Origin of the sequence: Streptomyces sp. NPDC048278 (genome assembly GCF_040652195.1) — a bacterium.
Lineage (GTDB): Bacteria > Actinomycetota > Actinomycetes > Streptomycetales > Streptomycetaceae > Streptomyces.
In genome coordinates, this window is the sequence record NZ_JBEZLP010000033.1 from 21,656 (window position 1) to 36,947 (window position 15,292).

The following is a 15,292-nucleotide window of genomic DNA, read 5'->3' on the forward strand; positions in this document are numbered from 1 at the left end:
GGTGTCAGGCGTCCGCCCTCTCGGCGTGGTTCCCGTCGGGTCTCCGGACTCCCTGGGCTCGGACATGGTCCCCGTCCGTCGTGCCCAGACGGGCCTGTTCCTCCTCGACGATCCGGCGGGCCAGTTCGGTGTCCGACACGTCGACCGCGTCGGGGGTGGCCTCGGCGACCGCGCTGCGGCGGGCGTAGGCGTCGAACAGGCGGGTCTTCCGCTCCAGCATCTCCACCAGGCGTTCGTCCACTCCCCCGGTGGCGAGGAGGCGGTGCACGCGGACCGGTCTGACCTGGCCCATGCGGTGGGCCCGGGCTACCGCCTGGTGTTCGACGGTCGGTTTGATCTGCGGTTCGCAGATGACGACGACGGAGGCGGCCTGCATGTTGAGGCCGACGCCCGCCGCCTGGATCTGCGCCAGGAGCACCGCGGCGCCGGGGGCGGCGGCGAAGTCGTCGACGAGTTGCTGCCGGCGGGCGGCCGGGACATCGCCACTGAGCGGACCGAAGACCGCGGTGCGGTCGGCGAGCGCCTGCTCGACCACGCGCAGGACGTCCTTGAAGTTGGAGAAGACCACCGTCTTCTGCCCGTTCTCCCCGGCCTCCTCGACGATCTCGCGGAGCCGCTCCAGCTTGGCCGACCGCTCCGGGCGGAGATACGCGGCCCTGCGCATCGCCATGAAGTTGCCGGCGCGTACGGCGTCGCGGTACGCCTCCGCGTCGGACGCGCTCAGCTCCTCCCACTCGTCGGTGTGCTGGAGACTGGGGAGTTCCGTCAGCACGTCCTGCTGGTTGCGCCGCAGGTAGACGGGGGCGACGGCCTTGCGGAAGGCGACCGATCCGGCCAGGGCGTCACCGTCGTCCAGGGACTCCGCGACGCCGCGGTCGAGCATCCCGACCAGGCTGCGGAACTCCGCGACCCGGTTCTCCATCGGGGTGCCGGTCATGAAGAGGGTGCGCTCGCAGTGCTCCGCCCACCGGGCGACCGCCTGGGACCGCTTGGCCTTCGGGTTCTTCACCGAGTGCGCCTCGTCGACCACGAGGAGGCCGACCTCGCCGCCGCCCGGTGCGGGAAACCCGCGCAGGGCGTCGAACGTGGTGACCCCGACCCCGCCCCGCCCCTTCCAGTCGGCGAACGCGTCGTGCCGGTCGGGGCCGTGCAGCAGCAGTACGCGCAGGGCGCTGCGGGCCTCGATCTCCCGCGTCCAGTTCACGAGGACGCTCGCCGGGCACACCACCATGAAGTGGCTCCGCCCCTCGGCGGCCAGGTGGGCCAGCACGGCGATCGCCTGGATGGTCTTCCCTAGGCCCATCTCGTCGCCGAGGACCACCTTGCGCTGCGCGAGGGCGAACCGCGCGCCGAACGCCTGGTAGCCGCGCAGGGAGACCCGCCGGTGCGAGTCGTCCAGGTGCTGGGCCCGGACCCGCTCGGCGATCTCGTCGGGCAGGAAGCCCTCGGCGGCGGCCACGTCGGGTGCCGCGCCGGAGATCTCGGCGAGCAGGCTGTAGTAGTCGGCGGAGCGGAGTTCGAAGTCCGCCCAGGCGGCGAGGTCGGACGACGGTCCGCGGAGCAGGTCGACGGAGGCCTGGGCGAAGAGTTCGAGCAGCCGTCCCCGGTCCGCCTCGTCGACCAGCGGCCGGAGTCCGGCCACGGCCGCCAGCGCGCGGGCCTTCCGCTCCCGGCCGGCCAGGAGCATCCGGAACCGCCCGGCGGCGGGGCGGGCGTCGGTTAGCAGCGGCTCCAGCCGTCGCGACAGGGCGTCGGCCCGGTCGACGGCGCGGCGCGCCTCCGGTCCCGCCTCCACCAGCACCTGCAAGGCCACGACGAGCGCGGTGGTGCTCGGCTCCGGCCGGTCCACGTCGATGTGGACCGCCACGGTCTCGTGCACGGCCTCGGAGAGTCTGCGGGCCGCGGCGAGCATCTGGTCGACGGTGCGGCGCCCGACCCCGGGTATCTGCAACAGGCGGTACGCGCCCGCGTCGAGCACGGCGCCCACCGTCCGCAGCCCGCTCTGCTCGACGCCGCCCAGCCGCAGCCGGCCCTCGGTGACGTCCTGGAGCCGCGCGACCGGGATGGCGTCGAGCTCCCGCCGTACCGCCGCGTCGTGGATCGGCGCGAGTGCCGCCCGTACGGCTTCGACGGCCCTGCCGTGATCACCGGCCACGTTCCGGGCCGCCTCGGCCAGCCGCGCTGCCCGCGCGACCACGCCCCGCTCGTCCCGCCCCACGCGCCCGCCCCTCACTCCTCACCGGCCGTTCCGGCATCTTCCCACCCCGCAGCGACATCACCGGCGGGGCCGGGGCGCCGGCCGCCACAGGTGAACCATGGATGGCCGCGCACGGTACGGGAGTTGTCAGGATCCGCGTCGCGAGACGCCGCGCGCGGGAGAAGGGGCAACCAGGTCACGTGGGGTGGATTGTGTGGTTTGATGCGCGGGCTGTGACCGTGCGCCGCGTGTCTCCTCATCAGGAGGCCGCCCAAGGCGCCGGGCGGCTCGGGGAGGGCGGTCGCGCGGGGAGCGCGGTCGTGGGGGCTTCAGGGACCGGCATCGGAGGGGGTTTTCGTCGTGGGTGCTGACAGACGCGGCGGCATACGGAGGAGAGGCGCCGGGTGGCGTGGGCTGGTGCTCGCGGTGACGGGCGCGCTGACGGCGGGGCTGATCGGCGTGGGGGTCCCGCAGGCGCAGGCCAGCGAGACCACCGGGTCGGTGGACTCGCTGCGGACCGGCTGGGACCAGGGTGAGGCGGGCCTGAGCGCGGCGGACGTGCAGTCGTCGTCGTTCGGGCAGTTGTGGAAGACCCCGGCCCAGCTGGACGGGCAGATCTACGCGCAGCCGATCGTGGTCGGCGCCACGGTGGTGGCGGTCACCGAGAACAACAGGGCCTACGGCCTGGACCGGACCACCGGTGCCGTGCTGTGGCAGCGCAACTTCGGGCCCGCGTGGCCGGCCGCGACGCTCAGCTGCGGCGACCTGGCGCCGAACGTGGGCAGCACCGGTACGCCGGTGTACGACCCGGCGACCGGCGCGGTCTACCTGACGACCAAGGTCGACGACGGCCCGAACGCGCTCAACCCGCACTGGTACATGCACGCGCTCGAGCCGGTCACCGGCGCGGAGAAGCAGGGCTTCCCCGTGACGATCCAGGGCTCGGCGTCCAACGACCCGAGCCAGTCGTTCCTGCCCGCGTACGAGATGCAGCGGCCGGGGCTGCTGCTCCTCGACGGGGTCGTGTACGCGGGCTTCGGCGGGCACTGCGACGCCAAGCCGTACCGCGGCTACGTGGTCGGCGTCAGCACCACCTCGCCCTCGGTGACGTCGATGTGGGCGGCGGAGACCGGCGCCAGCAACAGCGGCGCCGGCATCTGGCACTCCGGCGGCGGTCTCGTCTCCGACGGTCCCGGCCGGATCTTCGTGGCCACCGGCAACGGCGTCAGCCCGGCGCCCGGCCCGGGCACCTCGCCGCCCGGCACGCTCGCGGAGTCCGTGGTCCGGCTCCAGGTGCAGCCCGACCAGAGCCTGAAGGCCGCGGACTTCTTCAGCCCGTCCAACGCTCCGACGCTCGACCAGCAGGACACCGACCTGGCGTCCGGCGGCCCGGTGGGCCTCCCGGACAGCTTCGGCACCGCCTCCCACCCGCACCTGATGGTGCAGCAGGGCAAGGACGGCCGGGTGTTCCTGCTGGACCGCGACCACCTCGGCGGACGCTCGCAGGGCCCCGGCGGAACGGACGCGGTCGTCGGCGTCACCGGGCCGCTGAAGGGCCAGTGGGGCCACCCCGCGGTCTGGGGCGGAGACGGCGGCTACGTGTACGTCGTCGGCAACGGCGGCTCGCTGACGGCGCTGCACCGCGGTGTGACCACCAAGGGCGACCCGGCGCTGAGCGTCGCGGGCGCGAGCCAGGACTCCTTCCCCTACACCAGCGGCTCGCCGGTGGTCACCTCCGACGGGACGCGCTCGGGCAGCGCCCTGGTGTGGGTCGTGTGGTCGGGCGGCCCGACGGGCGTCGGCGCCCAGCTGCGCGCCTACAACCCGGTGCCGGACGCGAACGGCGTCCTGCGTCTTGTGTGGTCCGCGCCGATCGGCACCGCACCGAAGTTCGCCGTCCCGGCGACCGACGGCAACCAGGTCTTCGTCGGCACCCGGGACGGCAGGGTCTACGCCTACGGCAACCCCGTGGGCAGCCCCCTCAAGGGCGGCCCTGTCGACTTCGGGACGGCAGAGGTCGGCGACGCGGCGAGCACCGACGTCGTCCTGACGGAGAACCAGAACCCGTCCAAGGCGCTGGCCATCAGGTCGGTGAGCGTCGAGGGCCCGTTCACCGCGGACACCTCGTCGCTGCCGGCCTCGATCCCGGCCGGCGGGCAGCTCACCGTGCCGGTCACGTTCAGGCCGACCGCGGTCCTGGGCGCGAGCGGCACGCTCACCGTCGTCACGGGCGCGGGCACGTTCGCGCTGAGCCTGCACGGCGTCGGGACCAGGGCCGGGCTGGCCGCGTTCCCGGGCACGGTGTCCTTCGACAACCAGCCGACGGGGACCGCGGCCACCGCGAACGTCCAGGTGACCAACACCGGCACCGAACCGGAGACCATCACCTCCGTCACCTCGCCCACCGGACCGTTCAGCGCGGACAACCTGCCGAGCGCCGACCCGGCGGACCCGACGGTCGTCCCGGCCCAGGGCTCGGTCGTGCTCCGCGTCGGCTACGCGCCCACGGCCACCGGCTCGCACTCCTCGTCGATCACGCTGACGAGCACCAGCGGCACCCTGACCATCCCCGTCGAGGGCAACGCGATCAGCGGCAAGGGACACCTGCTGCTCACTCCCCCGTCTCTCTCGTTCGGCGGGGTCACCCGCGGCACGTCGGTCACCAAGGCGTTCACCATCACCAACTCCGGGAACGTCCCGGTCACGATCACCAAGGCGAAGGCGCCGGCCGGCGTGTTCACCAGCGCCGACCCGCTGCCCGAGGGCCTGGTCATCGGCCCCGAGCAGAGCGTGCGGCAGACCGTGACCTTCTCGCCGACCACCGTCGGCGCCCGGTCGGCGTCCTACGAGATCACCGGCGACGCCGGGCAGGGCGCGATGCTGGAGACGGTCACCGGCACGGGCACCCCGCCGCCGGCACAGCTCGGCACGCTGCTGGCGCGGGACACCTCCGGCACGCTGTGGCAGTACCACGGCACGGGCGTGCCGGCGGCGCCTCTCGCGAAGCGCCTCGCCGTCGGCCCCGGCTGGAACACGTACAACCTGATCACCAGCGTCTCGCGGGTGATGTCGGACGGCAGCGGCTCGGTCGTGGCCCGCGACGGCTCGGGCACGCTGTGGCTGTACCAGGGGACCGGAAAGGCGGCGGCTCCGCTCGCGGCCCGGAAGAAGGTCGGGCCGGGCTGGGGCGGCTACACCTCACTGACCGGAACCGGTGACCTCACCGGCGACGGCAAGGCCGACCTGGTCGCCCGCGACACCACCGGCAGGCTCTGGCTCTACCGCGGCACCGGCAACGCCACCGCCCCCTTCGCCGCCCGCACCCTGGTCGGCGGAGGCTGGAAGGGCTACTCCACGCTGGTCGGCGCGGGCGACGTCACGGGTGACGGCAGGGCCGACCTGGTCGCCCGCGACACCGGGGGCAGCCTGTGGCTGTTCCGCGGCACCGGCAAGGCCGCCGCCCCCTTCGCCGCCCGCACCAGGATCGGCACGGGCTGGAACACCTACAACGCGTTCGCCGGCCCCCGCGACGTCACCGGCGACGGCCGCGCCGACCTGCTGGCCCGCGACACCACAGGCACGCTCTGGCTCTACCCCGGCACCGGCAAGGCCACGGCCCCCTACGCGGCACGCGTCAGCGTCGGCCCCGGCTGGAAGATCTACAACTCCCTCATCTGATCCCCCACCCCCAGCAAACAACGGGCGGCGCGACACCTTTCACCGGGTGCCACGCCGCCCGTGTCACTGCACTCACTCACACGTTGAAGCGGAACTCCACCACGTCCCCGTCCTGCATGACGTAGTCCTTGCCCTCCATGCGGGCCTTGCCCTTGGCGCGGGCCTCGGTGACCGAGCCGGTTTCGACCAGGTCGGTGAAGGAGATGACCTCGGCCTTGATGAAGCCCTTCTGGAAGTCGGTGTGGATCACGCCGGCCGCCTCGGGGGCCGTGGCGCCCTTCTTGATGGTCCAGGCGCGGGATTCCTTGGGGCCGGCCGTGAGGTAGGTCTGGAGGCCGAGGGTGTCGAAGCCGACGCGGGCGAGGGTGGCGAGGCCGGGTTCCTCGGCGCCCACCGACTCCAGGAGCTCCATGGCGTCCTCCTCGTCGAGTTCCGCGAGGTCCTGCTCCAGCTTGGCGTTGAGGAAGATCGCCTCGGCGGGGGCGACCAGGGCGCGCTGCTCGGTCTTGAAGTCCTCGTCGAGCAGTTCGTCCTCGTCGACGTTGAAGACGTAGAGGAACGGCTTGGTGGTGAGGAGGTGCAGGTCGTGCAGGAGCTCGGCGCGCTCCGAGCCCTGGAGGATGCCCTGGGAGAACAGGGTGTCGCCCTTGTCCAGGATCTCCTTGGCCTCCTCGACCGCCTTGACCTTGGGCGCCACGTCCTTCTTGATGCGCGACTCCTTCTGGAGCCGCGGCAGGACCTTCTCGATGGTCTGGAGGTCGGCGAGGATCAGCTCGGTGTTGATCGTCTCGATGTCGTCCTTCGGCGAGACCTTGCCGTCGACGTGCACGACGTTCTCGTCCTTGAAGGCCCGGATGACCTGGCAGATCGCGTCGGACTCACGGATGTTCGCGAGGAACTTGTTGCCCAGTCCCTCGCCCTCGGAGGCGCCGCGCACGATGCCCGCGATGTCGACGAAGTCGACCGTGGCGGGGAGGATGCGGTCCGAGGAGAAGATCGAGGCCAGCTTGGCCAGGCGGGCGTCGGGGACGCCGACGACACCCACGTTGGGCTCGATCGTGGCGAACGGGTAGTTGGCCGCGAGCACGTCGTTCTTGGTCAGGGCGTTGAACAGGGTCGACTTGCCGACATTAGGCAGGCCGACGATTCCGATCGTGAGCGACACGTTGCGACTTCCCGTAGTGAGTGGGTGAGTGAGCCGGGGGGGCTGCCAGTGCCGGCGGGCCGGCCGATCCCCCAGTTTACGGGGTTCGGGGCACCCTGCCGGCGACAGCGTCGAACACCTGGCCAAGGTCCGCTCTTCGGCTTGGTTTCGGCGTGTCCGGGGTGCGATCGGGCCCATGAACCGACCTAGGTTGGTCCGGTGGAGCATCACAGGACCCGACCCCGACAGCCCGGACCGCGTCGAGGCGGCCCCCGTGCGCCGCTGCCCCCGCAGGCGAGACCGCGGCCGGGGACGGCCCGGCGCCGGCCCGCTCCCGGAGGGTCGCGTCCGGCGCCGGGGGCGGGGCCCGCGCGGCTGCCGAACCCACGGCTCACGGGACTCGGCTGCGGCCTCTTCTGCATGGCCGCGATGCTCACGCTCGGCTTCCTGGACGACCTGCTTTTCGGGGCGTCCCTCACCGTGTACGGCGTGCTGTCCCTGCCGGTGTCCGCGCTGACCGCGCTGTGGGTGCGCGGGGGCGATCTGCTGACCGCCCCCGTCGTCATCCCCATCGCCTTCGCCGTCGGCCTGTCGCTGGTCGCCGACGACGGCGGCGGCGGTTTCCTGGGCGGGGTGATGGGCCTGGTGACGGCCCTGTCCACGCAGGCCGGCTGGCTCTACGGCGGGACGCTGATCGCCGGGGTGACCGTCGTCGTCCGCCGGATCCGGATGATCCGGACGGTCCGGATGCTCCGGCGCCGCAGGGCCTGACCCCGGCCGCCGGCCCGGGCCACGGACGGTGGGGCCGGGGCACGGACGGTGGGGCCGGGGCACGGACGGGGGCCCGGGGCACGGACGGGGCGTGCCGGGTGCCGGCTACTTGGCGTGCTGTGCGGCGCGCATCGCCGCGCCCACGATCCCCGCGTTGTTCTGCAGCTGGGCCGGGACGATCTCGGCCTTGATGCCCTGGACGTACGGCAGGAACTTGTCGGCCTTGCGGCTCACCCCGCCGCCGATGATGAACAGGTTCGGGCTGAAGAGCATCTCGACGTGGGCCAGGTACTTGTTGACCCGGTGCGCCCAGTGCTCCCAGCTCAGCTCCTGGTCCTCCTTGGCCTTGCTGGACGCCTTCTTCTCCGCGTCGTGGCCGTCCAGCTCCAGGTGGCCCAGCTCGGTGTTGGGGACCAGCTCGCCGTCGACGAACAGGGCGCTGCCGATGCCGGTGCCGAAGGTGAGCAGGAGGACGACACCCTTGCGGTCCCGGCCGGCGCCGAACTCCATCTCGGCCACGCCCGCCGCGTCCGCGTCGTTGACCACGGTCACCGGGAGACCGCCGAGCCGCTCGCTGAACAGCGAGCGCGCGTCGGTGTCGATCCAGCTCTTGTCGACGTTCGCCGCCGTACGGATGTGGGTGCCGTCGGTGATCACGCCGGGGAAGGTGAGCCCGACCGGGCCGCTCCACCCGAAGTGGTCGACCACCTGCTTGACCCCGTCGGCGACGCCGTCGGGCGTCGCCGGATGCGGGGTGAGCACCTTGCACCGCTCCTGGGCCAGGTCGCCCTTGTCCAGGTCCACGGGAGCACCCTTGATCCCGGAACCACCGATGTCCACGCCGAAGATCTGCATGGCTCCACGTTACGTCGTACGACTGACAGTCACGACGTCGGGCGAGCCCGCGGTCACACAGTTGTACGGACGGTGATCACGCGCCGGTGCCGGTGCCGCCGCGCTCGGCGACCAGGGTGGCCGCCTCTTCCCGCAGGTCACGGCGGAGTTCCTTGGGCAGCGAGAAGACGATGGACTCCTCGGCCGCCTTGACGATCTCGACGTCGCCGTAGCCGCGCTCGGCGAGCCACTCCAGGACCTGCTCGACCAGCACCTCGGGTACGGAGGCGCCGGAGGTGACGCCGACCGTCGTCACGCCCCCCAGCCAGGCCTCGTCGATCTCGCTCGCGAAGTCGACCAGGTACGCGTCGCGGGAGCCGGCCAGCTTGGCGACCTCGACCAGCCGCTTGGAGTTGGAGGAGTTGCGGGAGCCGACCACGATGACCAGCTCGGCCTCGGCGCCCATCTGCTTCACGGCGAGCTGACGGTTCTGCGTGGCGTAGCAGATGTCGTCGCTGGGCGGCGAGATGAGCTGCGGGAACTTCTCCTTGAGGGCGTCGACGGTCTCCATCGTCTCGTCCACGCTCAACGTGGTCTGGGAGAGCCAGACGACCTTCGACTCGTCGCGGACCTCGACCTTGGCGACGTCGGCCGGGCCGTCGACCAGCTGGATGTGGTCGGGGGCCTCGCCGGAGGTACCGATGACCTCCTCGTGGCCCTCGTGCCCGATCAGGAGGATGTCGTAGTCCTCGTTGGCGAAGCGGACGGCTTCCTTGTGGACCTTGGTGACCAGCGGGCAGGTCGCGTCGATGGTGGCGAGACGGCCGCGCTCGGCCTCCTCGTGGACGACGGGGGCGACGCCGTGCGCGGAGAACATCACGATGTTCCCCGGCGGGACCTCCTCGGTCCGCTCGACGAAGATCGCGCCCTTCTTCTCCAGGGTCTGCACGACGTACTTGTTGTGAACGATCTCGTGCCGGACATAGATCGGGGCCCCGTACTGCTCCAGGGCCTTCTCGACGGCGATCACGGCGCGGTCCACACCCGCGCAGTAGCCACGGGGGGCGGCGAGCAGGACACGGCGGCCAGGCGAAGCAGTCATGGCACCCATCGTAAGGCCGCGTTCAGGGCGTGGAAGATCGCGTCCTGGTGACGATCCCGGGGAGACCGGCGGAAGAGCGCCCGAGCGGGAGAGCGGGTGCTGTCGGTCGGCGCCGTTACGCTCGCCGCATGGCTTTGAACACGTCCGCCGAGACCCCTGTCCCCGTCGGTGAGATCTCCCGGCTGATCGGCGGGTGGATCGACCGGCTCGGGGCCGTCTGGGTCGAGGGGCAGATCACCCAGCTGTCACGGCGGCCGGGGGCCGGGGTGGTGTTCCTGACCCTGCGGGATCCGTCGTACGACATCTCGATCGGCGTCACCTGTTTCCGGCAGGTGTTCGACACCGTGGCCGACGTGGTCGGGGAGGGCGCCCGGGTCGTCGTACACGCGAAGCCGGAGTGGTACGCGCCGCGTGGGCAGCTGTCGTTGCGGGCGGTCGAGATACGGCCCGTGGGGGTCGGGGAGCTGCTGGCGCGGCTGGAGATGCTCAAGAAGGCGCTGGCCGCGGAGGGGCTGTTCGCGGCCGGGCGGAAGAAACCGTTGCCGTTCCTGCCGCAGCTGATCGGGCTGGTGTGCGGGCGGGCCTCGGCCGCCGAGCGGGACGTGCTGGAGAACGCCCGGCACCGGTGGCCCGCGGTGCGGTTCGAGGTGCGGAACGTGCCGGTGCAGGGCGTGCACGCGGTGCCCCAGGTCGTGCAGGCCGTGAAGGAGCTCGACGCGATGGAGGAGGTGGATGTGATCATCGTCGCGCGCGGCGGCGGCAGCGTGGAGGATCTGCTGCCGTTCTCGGACGAGCAGGTGGTGCGGACGGTCGCCGAGTGCCGTACGCCCGTGGTGTCCGCCATCGGGCACGAGCCGGACAACCCGCTGCTCGACTACGTCGCCGACCTGCGGGCCTCCACCCCCACCGACGCCGCCAAGAAGGTCGTCCCGGACGTCGGGGAGGAACTGGAACGGGTGCGGATGCTGCGGGACCGGGCCCGGCGGTGTGTCGACGGGCTGGTGGCGCGGGAGGAGCGGGGACTGGCGCATACGCTCGCGCGGCCGGCCATGGAGGATCCGCACCGGATGGTCGACGAGCGGGCCGATCACGTCGCCTCGCTGGTCGACCGTGCACGGCGCACCGTCGGGCATCTACTGGACCGCGCCGACTCCGAGCTGACACACACGCACGCGCGCGTGGTGGCCCTCTCCCCCGCGGCCACCCTGAAGCGCGGGTACGCCGTGCTGCAGAAGGACGACGGTCATGTGGTGCGGGACCCGGGGGACGTCGGGCCGGGTGAGGCCTTGCGGGCGCGGGTCGCCGAGGGTGAGTTCACGGTGCGGGTCGACGGCTGACACCGCGCGAGCAGACGAGAAAGGTGTGCAGATGAGCAGCAGGACGGAAGAGGCCGGTCTCTCCTACGAGCAGGCGCGGGACGAGCTGATCGAGACCGTGCGGCGGCTGGAGGCCGGCGGGACGAGCCTGGAGGAGTCGCTGGCGCTCTGGGAACGGGGCGAGGAGCTGGCCAAGGTGTGCCGGCGGTGGCTGGAGGGGGCGCGGGCCCGGCTGGACGCGGCGCTGGCCGAGGAAGACGAAGAGGGCGCAGAGGACGCAGAGGAGGCCGCGGAGGAGGAGTGAACGGGCGGGCGAATGTGAAGCGGATCACCACGCCCCGCTTTTTGTTGAAGCTTGAACCTTCCTCGCGTACGGTGATGCCGTCAGCCTATCCGGACCGCGGTCCGGTACGGATCGGACGTCACCCCCCGAGGAAGTTCCGCAATGTCTCTCGTTCTTGACCCCACCGCCCAGGACCTGCTGTTCCGCGAGGCCCGCACCGCGAACACCTTCACCGACGAGCCGGTGACCGACGAGCAGGTGCAGGCGATCTACGACCTGGTCAAGTTCGGCCCCACCTCCATGAACCAGTCGCCGCTGCGCGTGGTCCTGGTCCGCTCCCCCGAGGCCCGCGAGCGCCTCGTGCAGCACATGGCCGAGGGCAACCAGAAGAAGACCGCCACCGCCCCGCTGGTCGCGATCCTCGCCGCGGACAACGAGTTCCACGAGGAGCTGCCGGAGCTCTTCCCGCACTTCCCGCAGGCCAAGGACCTCTTCTTCGGCGAGCGCTCGGCGCGTGAGGGCAGCGCCGCCCTGAACGCCACCCTGCAGGCCGCCTACTTCATCATCGGCGTCCGCGCCGCCGGTCTCGCCGCCGGCCCGATGACCGGTCTCGACCTCGCGGGCGTCCAGAAGGAGTTCCTGGACGACGACCACACCCCGCTGATGGTCGTCAACATCGGCAAGCCGGGCCCGGACGCCTGGTTCCCGCGCTCCCCGCGCCTGGCCTACGACAACGTCATCACGACCGTCTGAGCCACCCCGCAGCACCGCCAGAGGCCCCCGGCAACGGCGCCGGGGGCCTCTGGCGTTCACGTCGTGACGGCCGTGTCAGGGCACCTCAAGACTCCTCGGGACGTCCCAGGACGCCTGAGGACACTCAGGACATCTTGAGGGCCGTGGCCATCTTCGTCAGCTCGGTGAAGGAGGCCGTGCCGGCCACCACCGTGGTGGAGCCGGTGGTGCCGTCCAGCACCAGCGCGTCGTAGCGGCCACCGGTGTAGTGCGTCCAGGTGCGGTCGCCGATCTTCTCGGTCGTCTTCGTGGCCGACGCGCCCTGGCTGGCGTCGTCGATGAAGTCCGCGGGCTTCTGAGTGGACTGCTCGATCTGGACGTACTGACCGTCGGGGGTCTGGTAGCCGAGGTGCCAGCGGTCGCCGTTCTCGCCCTGGAAACGGACCGAGGTCGCCTTCCAGGTACCGGGCAGGCCCTCCGGCGCGGCCACCTGGTAACTCGCCGCGCGCCGTGCCGTCAGCAGCTCGACCCGGTAGTCGACCCGCTGGATGTCGGGAGCGTGATCGTCGTGCGGGACGAGCAGGTAGATGAAGCCCGCCGCGAGACCGATCAGGGCCAGGGAGAGAATCATGTCCCGGACCGTCTTCTGCTTGCCGTTCGTGCCTGCCACGCCCCCTATCGTCGCAGGTGCCCTTTGCGCTCATCCGTGGGGTCCCCTGCTCATTTTGTCAGCCTGGCGATAGAGTCGACGGGAAACCCTCATCCGGCCGTCGTCGTATCAGAAAGGTGCGCTCCGATGACCGAGAATCATCATCATCTGCCGTCCGAACTCGATGTTCCCTCCGAGGCCCCCGACCGGAACCTCGCCCTGGAGCTCGTCCGGGTGACCGAGGCCGCCGCGATGGCCGCGGGACGCTGGGTCGGCCGCGGCGACAAGAACGGCGCCGACGGCGCCGCGGTGCGCGCGATGCGGACCCTCGTCTCCACCGTGTCGATGAACGGCGTGGTCGTCATCGGCGAGGGCGAGAAGGACGAGGCCCCGATGCTCTTCAACGGAGAGCGCATCGGCGACGGCACCGGGCCCGAGGTCGACATCGCCGTCGACCCCATCGACGGGACGACGCTCACCGCGAAGGGCATGCCCAACGCGATCGCCGTGCTGGCCGCGGCCGAGCGCGGGGCCATGTTCGACCCGTCCGCCGTCTTCTACATGGACAAGCTGGTCACGGGCCCGGAGGCGGCGGACTTCGTCGACATCGACGCGCCCGTCTCCGTCAACATCCGGCGGGTCGCCAAGGCGAAGCGGGCCACCCCGGAAGACGTGACCGTCGTCATCCTCGACCGGCCGCGGCACGAAGGGATCATCAAGGAGATCCGGGAGGCCGGCGCGCGCATCAAGCTGATCTCCGACGGTGACGTCGCCGGGTCGATCTACGCGCTGCGCGAGGGCACGGGCGTCGACATGCTGCTCGGGATCGGCGGCACGCCCGAGGGCATCATCTCGGCGTGCGCGGTGAAGTGCCTGGGCGGCACCATCCAGGGCAAGCTGTGGCCCAAGGACGACGCGGAGCGGCAGCGGGCGATCGACGCCGGGCACGACCTGGACCGGGTGCTGACCACGGAGGACCTGGTGACCGGGGAGAACGTGTTCTTCGTGGCGACCGGGATCACCGACGGTGAGCTGCTGCGCGGGGTGCGGTACCGGTCGGAGACCGCGCTGACCGAATCCATCGTGATGCGGTCGAAGTCGGGGACGGTGCGGCGGATCGACTCCGAGCATCGGCTGCGCAAGCTGCGGGCGTACAGCACGGTGGATTTCGACCGGGCCAAGTGACGCGGTCGGGGCAGGGTGCTGCGGTGCGTCGGCGAGTGCGGGCGCGTTGTGGCTGGTCGCGCCCACGCGGCGGCAGCCGCACATCAGCACAGCCCCGCGCCCCTGACGGGGCACGTCAGAAGGCGCCCTCTGTGCGGAGAGGGCGCCTTTTTCGTCAGCCTGCCTGCGCTATGCGGTTCGCCGCCGTCGCTCGTGCCGCCTTCTTCAGTTCCATGTCGCGGCGCCTGCGGCGGGCCAGGACCACGCGGCGCTCGGCCGCGGTGAGGCCGCCCCAGACGCCGTAGGGCTCGGGCTGGAGCAGCGCGTGTTCGCGGCACTCGACCATCACCGGGCAGCGGGCACAGACCCGCTTGGCCGCCTCCTCCCGGGACAGCCGGGCGGCGGTGGGTTCCTTGGAGGGTGCGAAGAACAGGCCTGCCTCGTCGCGCCGGCACACCGCCTCGGTGTGCCAGGGTGCGTCTTGGTCCCTGTCCCGCACTGGCCCCCGCTGGGCCGGCACGGCAGCTACCTGCAGGGACGAATGCGGCGGTTGCAGCACGGGTCTACTCCTGACGACGGCTTCGCGAGCGAGAGACGATGCAGCAAGGCCTACCCGCTGTGCGTGGGCCTATGCACAGCGTCCTCAACAGCCGTACCACGGCGGCTTGTTCACGACCCCTGAGGCAGGTGGGCGGGGAGTGATTCGCGACCGTCAACGGTCCAGGTGTTTGCGCAGCTTCCGGTCGACCTTGCCCTGAACCCGGTCCAGAATGTCCGCGATGAGCTTTCCGCGCTTCGGCCGCGCCTCCACGTTGCCGAGGACGGCCCAGCCGTCGACGTAGACGACCGGTGCGTCGGAGTCGACCGAATCCAGCGTGTCCGCCTCGAAGTTGCCGAGCACACCGCCGCCGGTGCCGCGCAGCGACACGTTCTCCGGAACGCGGATCTGGATGTCGCCGAAGACCGAGACCGCCTTGATGACGACCTGCTGGTACTCGAAGATCGCCTCGGTGAGGTCCAGCTCGATGGAGCCGAAGACCGCGAAGGCGTGCAGCCGGCGGCCGGCCCGCCAGCGGCCCCGGCGGCGGGCGCTGCTGAAGACGGCCACCACGTTGCTGTCCGCCTCGGCGGGGATCGCGCCGGGCGTCGGCCGGGGCGGCACCGGCGTGTAGCCCGGGGCGGCCGGGCGGGCGTGGGCCGCGGGCAGGTCCCGTATGAAGACCTCCAGCTCGCCCACCGTCTTGGCGTTCAGCACCCCCTCCACGCGCTCGGCGTGCTCGTCGGCGGTCAGGCGCCCCTCGGCGAGGGCCTCCCGCAGGATGTCGGCGATGCGGTCGCGGTCGGCGTCCGAGGCGCGCAGCTCGGCCACCGGCGCTCCGGCACGCTCCTGAGGGGTCTGCTTCTGAAGGTCCACGGCAGCAG

13 protein-coding genes are annotated in these 15,292 nt (G+C 71.7%); 6 read left to right on the forward strand and 7 right to left on the reverse strand.

Going from position 1 to position 15,292, the window contains the following annotated elements:
• Nucleotides 1–4: 4 nt before the first annotated feature.
• Nucleotides 5–2,218: a DEAD/DEAH box helicase gene (locus AB0D74_RS39070; RefSeq protein ID WP_362597828.1), complete on the reverse strand. Its 2,214-nt coding sequence runs from the start codon at nucleotides 2,216–2,218 to the stop codon at nucleotides 5–7.
• Between the two features lie 396 nt (nucleotides 2,219–2,614).
• On the opposite strand from AB0D74_RS39070, the gene AB0D74_RS39075 reads away from it, so the two are divergent.
• Nucleotides 2,615–5,875 (forward strand): choice-of-anchor D domain-containing protein, encoded by a 3,261-nt coding sequence (locus AB0D74_RS39075; protein ID WP_362597831.1) that lies wholly within the window; start codon nucleotides 2,615–2,617, stop codon nucleotides 5,873–5,875.
• A gap of 76 nt (nucleotides 5,876–5,951) precedes the next feature.
• Here AB0D74_RS39075 and ychF read toward each other — a convergent pair whose 3' ends face one another.
• Complete coding sequence (gene ychF, locus AB0D74_RS39080; protein ID WP_362597834.1) at nucleotides 5,952–7,040, reverse strand: redox-regulated ATPase YchF; 1,089 nt, start codon at nucleotides 7,038–7,040, stop codon at nucleotides 5,952–5,954.
• Between the two features lie 198 nt (nucleotides 7,041–7,238).
• Here ychF and AB0D74_RS39085 point away from each other — a divergent pair, with 198 nt between their 5' ends.
• Entirely contained in the window at nucleotides 7,239–7,790 is a 552-nt protein-coding gene (locus AB0D74_RS39085) for a DUF6542 domain-containing protein (RefSeq protein ID WP_362597837.1), read from the forward strand.
• 105 nt (nucleotides 7,791–7,895) lie between these two features.
• On the opposite strand, the gene ppgK is transcribed toward AB0D74_RS39085, so the two are convergent.
• Nucleotides 7,896–8,645 carry a polyphosphate--glucose phosphotransferase gene (gene ppgK / locus AB0D74_RS39090; protein WP_362597840.1) on the reverse strand — a complete coding sequence of 250 codons (750 nt, stop codon included), beginning with the start codon at nucleotides 8,643–8,645 and terminating at the stop codon, nucleotides 7,896–7,898.
• Between the two features lie 76 nt (nucleotides 8,646–8,721).
• Nucleotides 8,722–9,735 (reverse strand): 4-hydroxy-3-methylbut-2-enyl diphosphate reductase, encoded by a 1,014-nt coding sequence (locus AB0D74_RS39095; RefSeq protein ID WP_362597843.1) that lies wholly within the window; start codon nucleotides 9,733–9,735, stop codon nucleotides 8,722–8,724.
• Nucleotides 9,736–9,854: 119 nt separating this feature from the next.
• Here AB0D74_RS39095 and xseA point away from each other — a divergent pair, with 119 nt between their 5' ends.
• The 3 genes from xseA to AB0D74_RS39110 all read left to right on the forward strand — a co-directional run bounded on the left by xseA (nucleotide 9,855) and on the right by AB0D74_RS39110 (nucleotide 12,078).
• Nucleotides 9,855–11,063: an exodeoxyribonuclease VII large subunit gene (xseA, locus tag AB0D74_RS39100; protein WP_362597846.1), complete on the forward strand. Its 1,209-nt coding sequence runs from the start codon at nucleotides 9,855–9,857 to the stop codon at nucleotides 11,061–11,063.
• 31 nt (nucleotides 11,064–11,094) lie between these two features.
• Complete coding sequence (locus AB0D74_RS39105) at nucleotides 11,095–11,346, forward strand: exodeoxyribonuclease VII small subunit (RefSeq protein WP_362597849.1); 252 nt, start codon at nucleotides 11,095–11,097, stop codon at nucleotides 11,344–11,346.
• A 141-nt stretch (nucleotides 11,347–11,487) separates the two neighbouring features.
• Complete coding sequence (locus tag AB0D74_RS39110) at nucleotides 11,488–12,078, forward strand: malonic semialdehyde reductase (RefSeq protein ID WP_362597852.1); 591 nt, start codon at nucleotides 11,488–11,490, stop codon at nucleotides 12,076–12,078.
• Between the two features lie 124 nt (nucleotides 12,079–12,202).
• Here the strand turns inward: AB0D74_RS39110 and AB0D74_RS39115 are convergent, their stop codons facing one another.
• Nucleotides 12,203–12,727 (reverse strand): DUF4245 domain-containing protein, encoded by a 525-nt coding sequence (locus AB0D74_RS39115; protein WP_362597854.1) that lies wholly within the window; start codon nucleotides 12,725–12,727, stop codon nucleotides 12,203–12,205.
• A gap of 126 nt (nucleotides 12,728–12,853) precedes the next feature.
• Between AB0D74_RS39115 and glpX the strand changes: the two genes are divergently transcribed.
• Nucleotides 12,854–13,891: a class II fructose-bisphosphatase gene (glpX, locus tag AB0D74_RS39120; protein WP_362597857.1), complete on the forward strand. Its 1,038-nt coding sequence runs from the start codon at nucleotides 12,854–12,856 to the stop codon at nucleotides 13,889–13,891.
• Between the two features lie 154 nt (nucleotides 13,892–14,045).
• On the opposite strand, the gene AB0D74_RS39125 is transcribed toward glpX, so the two are convergent.
• The gene (locus AB0D74_RS39125; RefSeq protein ID WP_362597861.1) at nucleotides 14,046–14,429 is read right to left on the reverse strand and encodes a WhiB family transcriptional regulator; all 384 of its coding nucleotides are present in this window, start codon (nucleotides 14,427–14,429) and stop codon (nucleotides 14,046–14,048) included.
• 153 nt (nucleotides 14,430–14,582) lie between these two features.
• Complete coding sequence (locus AB0D74_RS39130; RefSeq protein ID WP_362597864.1) at nucleotides 14,583–15,284, reverse strand: DUF1707 domain-containing protein; 702 nt, start codon at nucleotides 15,282–15,284, stop codon at nucleotides 14,583–14,585.
• Nucleotides 15,285–15,292 lie beyond the last annotated feature (8 nt).

Bases quoted from the DNA above. Each gene is read 5' to 3' on its own strand.
- ppgK (WP_362597840.1), bottom strand. From the start codon at position 8,645: ATGCAGATCTTCGGCGTGGACATCGGTGGTTCCGGGATCAAGGGTGCT.
- AB0D74_RS39095 (WP_362597843.1), bottom strand. From the start codon at position 9,735: ATGGGTGCCATGACTGCTTCGCCTGGCCGCCGTGTCCTGCTCGCCGCC.
- xseA (WP_362597846.1), top strand. From the start codon at position 9,855: ATGGCTTTGAACACGTCCGCCGAGACCCCTGTCCCCGTCGGTGAGATC.
- AB0D74_RS39105 (WP_362597849.1), top strand. From the start codon at position 11,095: ATGAGCAGCAGGACGGAAGAGGCCGGTCTCTCCTACGAGCAGGCGCGG.
- AB0D74_RS39110 (WP_362597852.1), top strand. From the start codon at position 11,488: ATGTCTCTCGTTCTTGACCCCACCGCCCAGGACCTGCTGTTCCGCGAG.
- glpX (WP_362597857.1), top strand. From the start codon at position 12,854: ATGACCGAGAATCATCATCATCTGCCGTCCGAACTCGATGTTCCCTCC.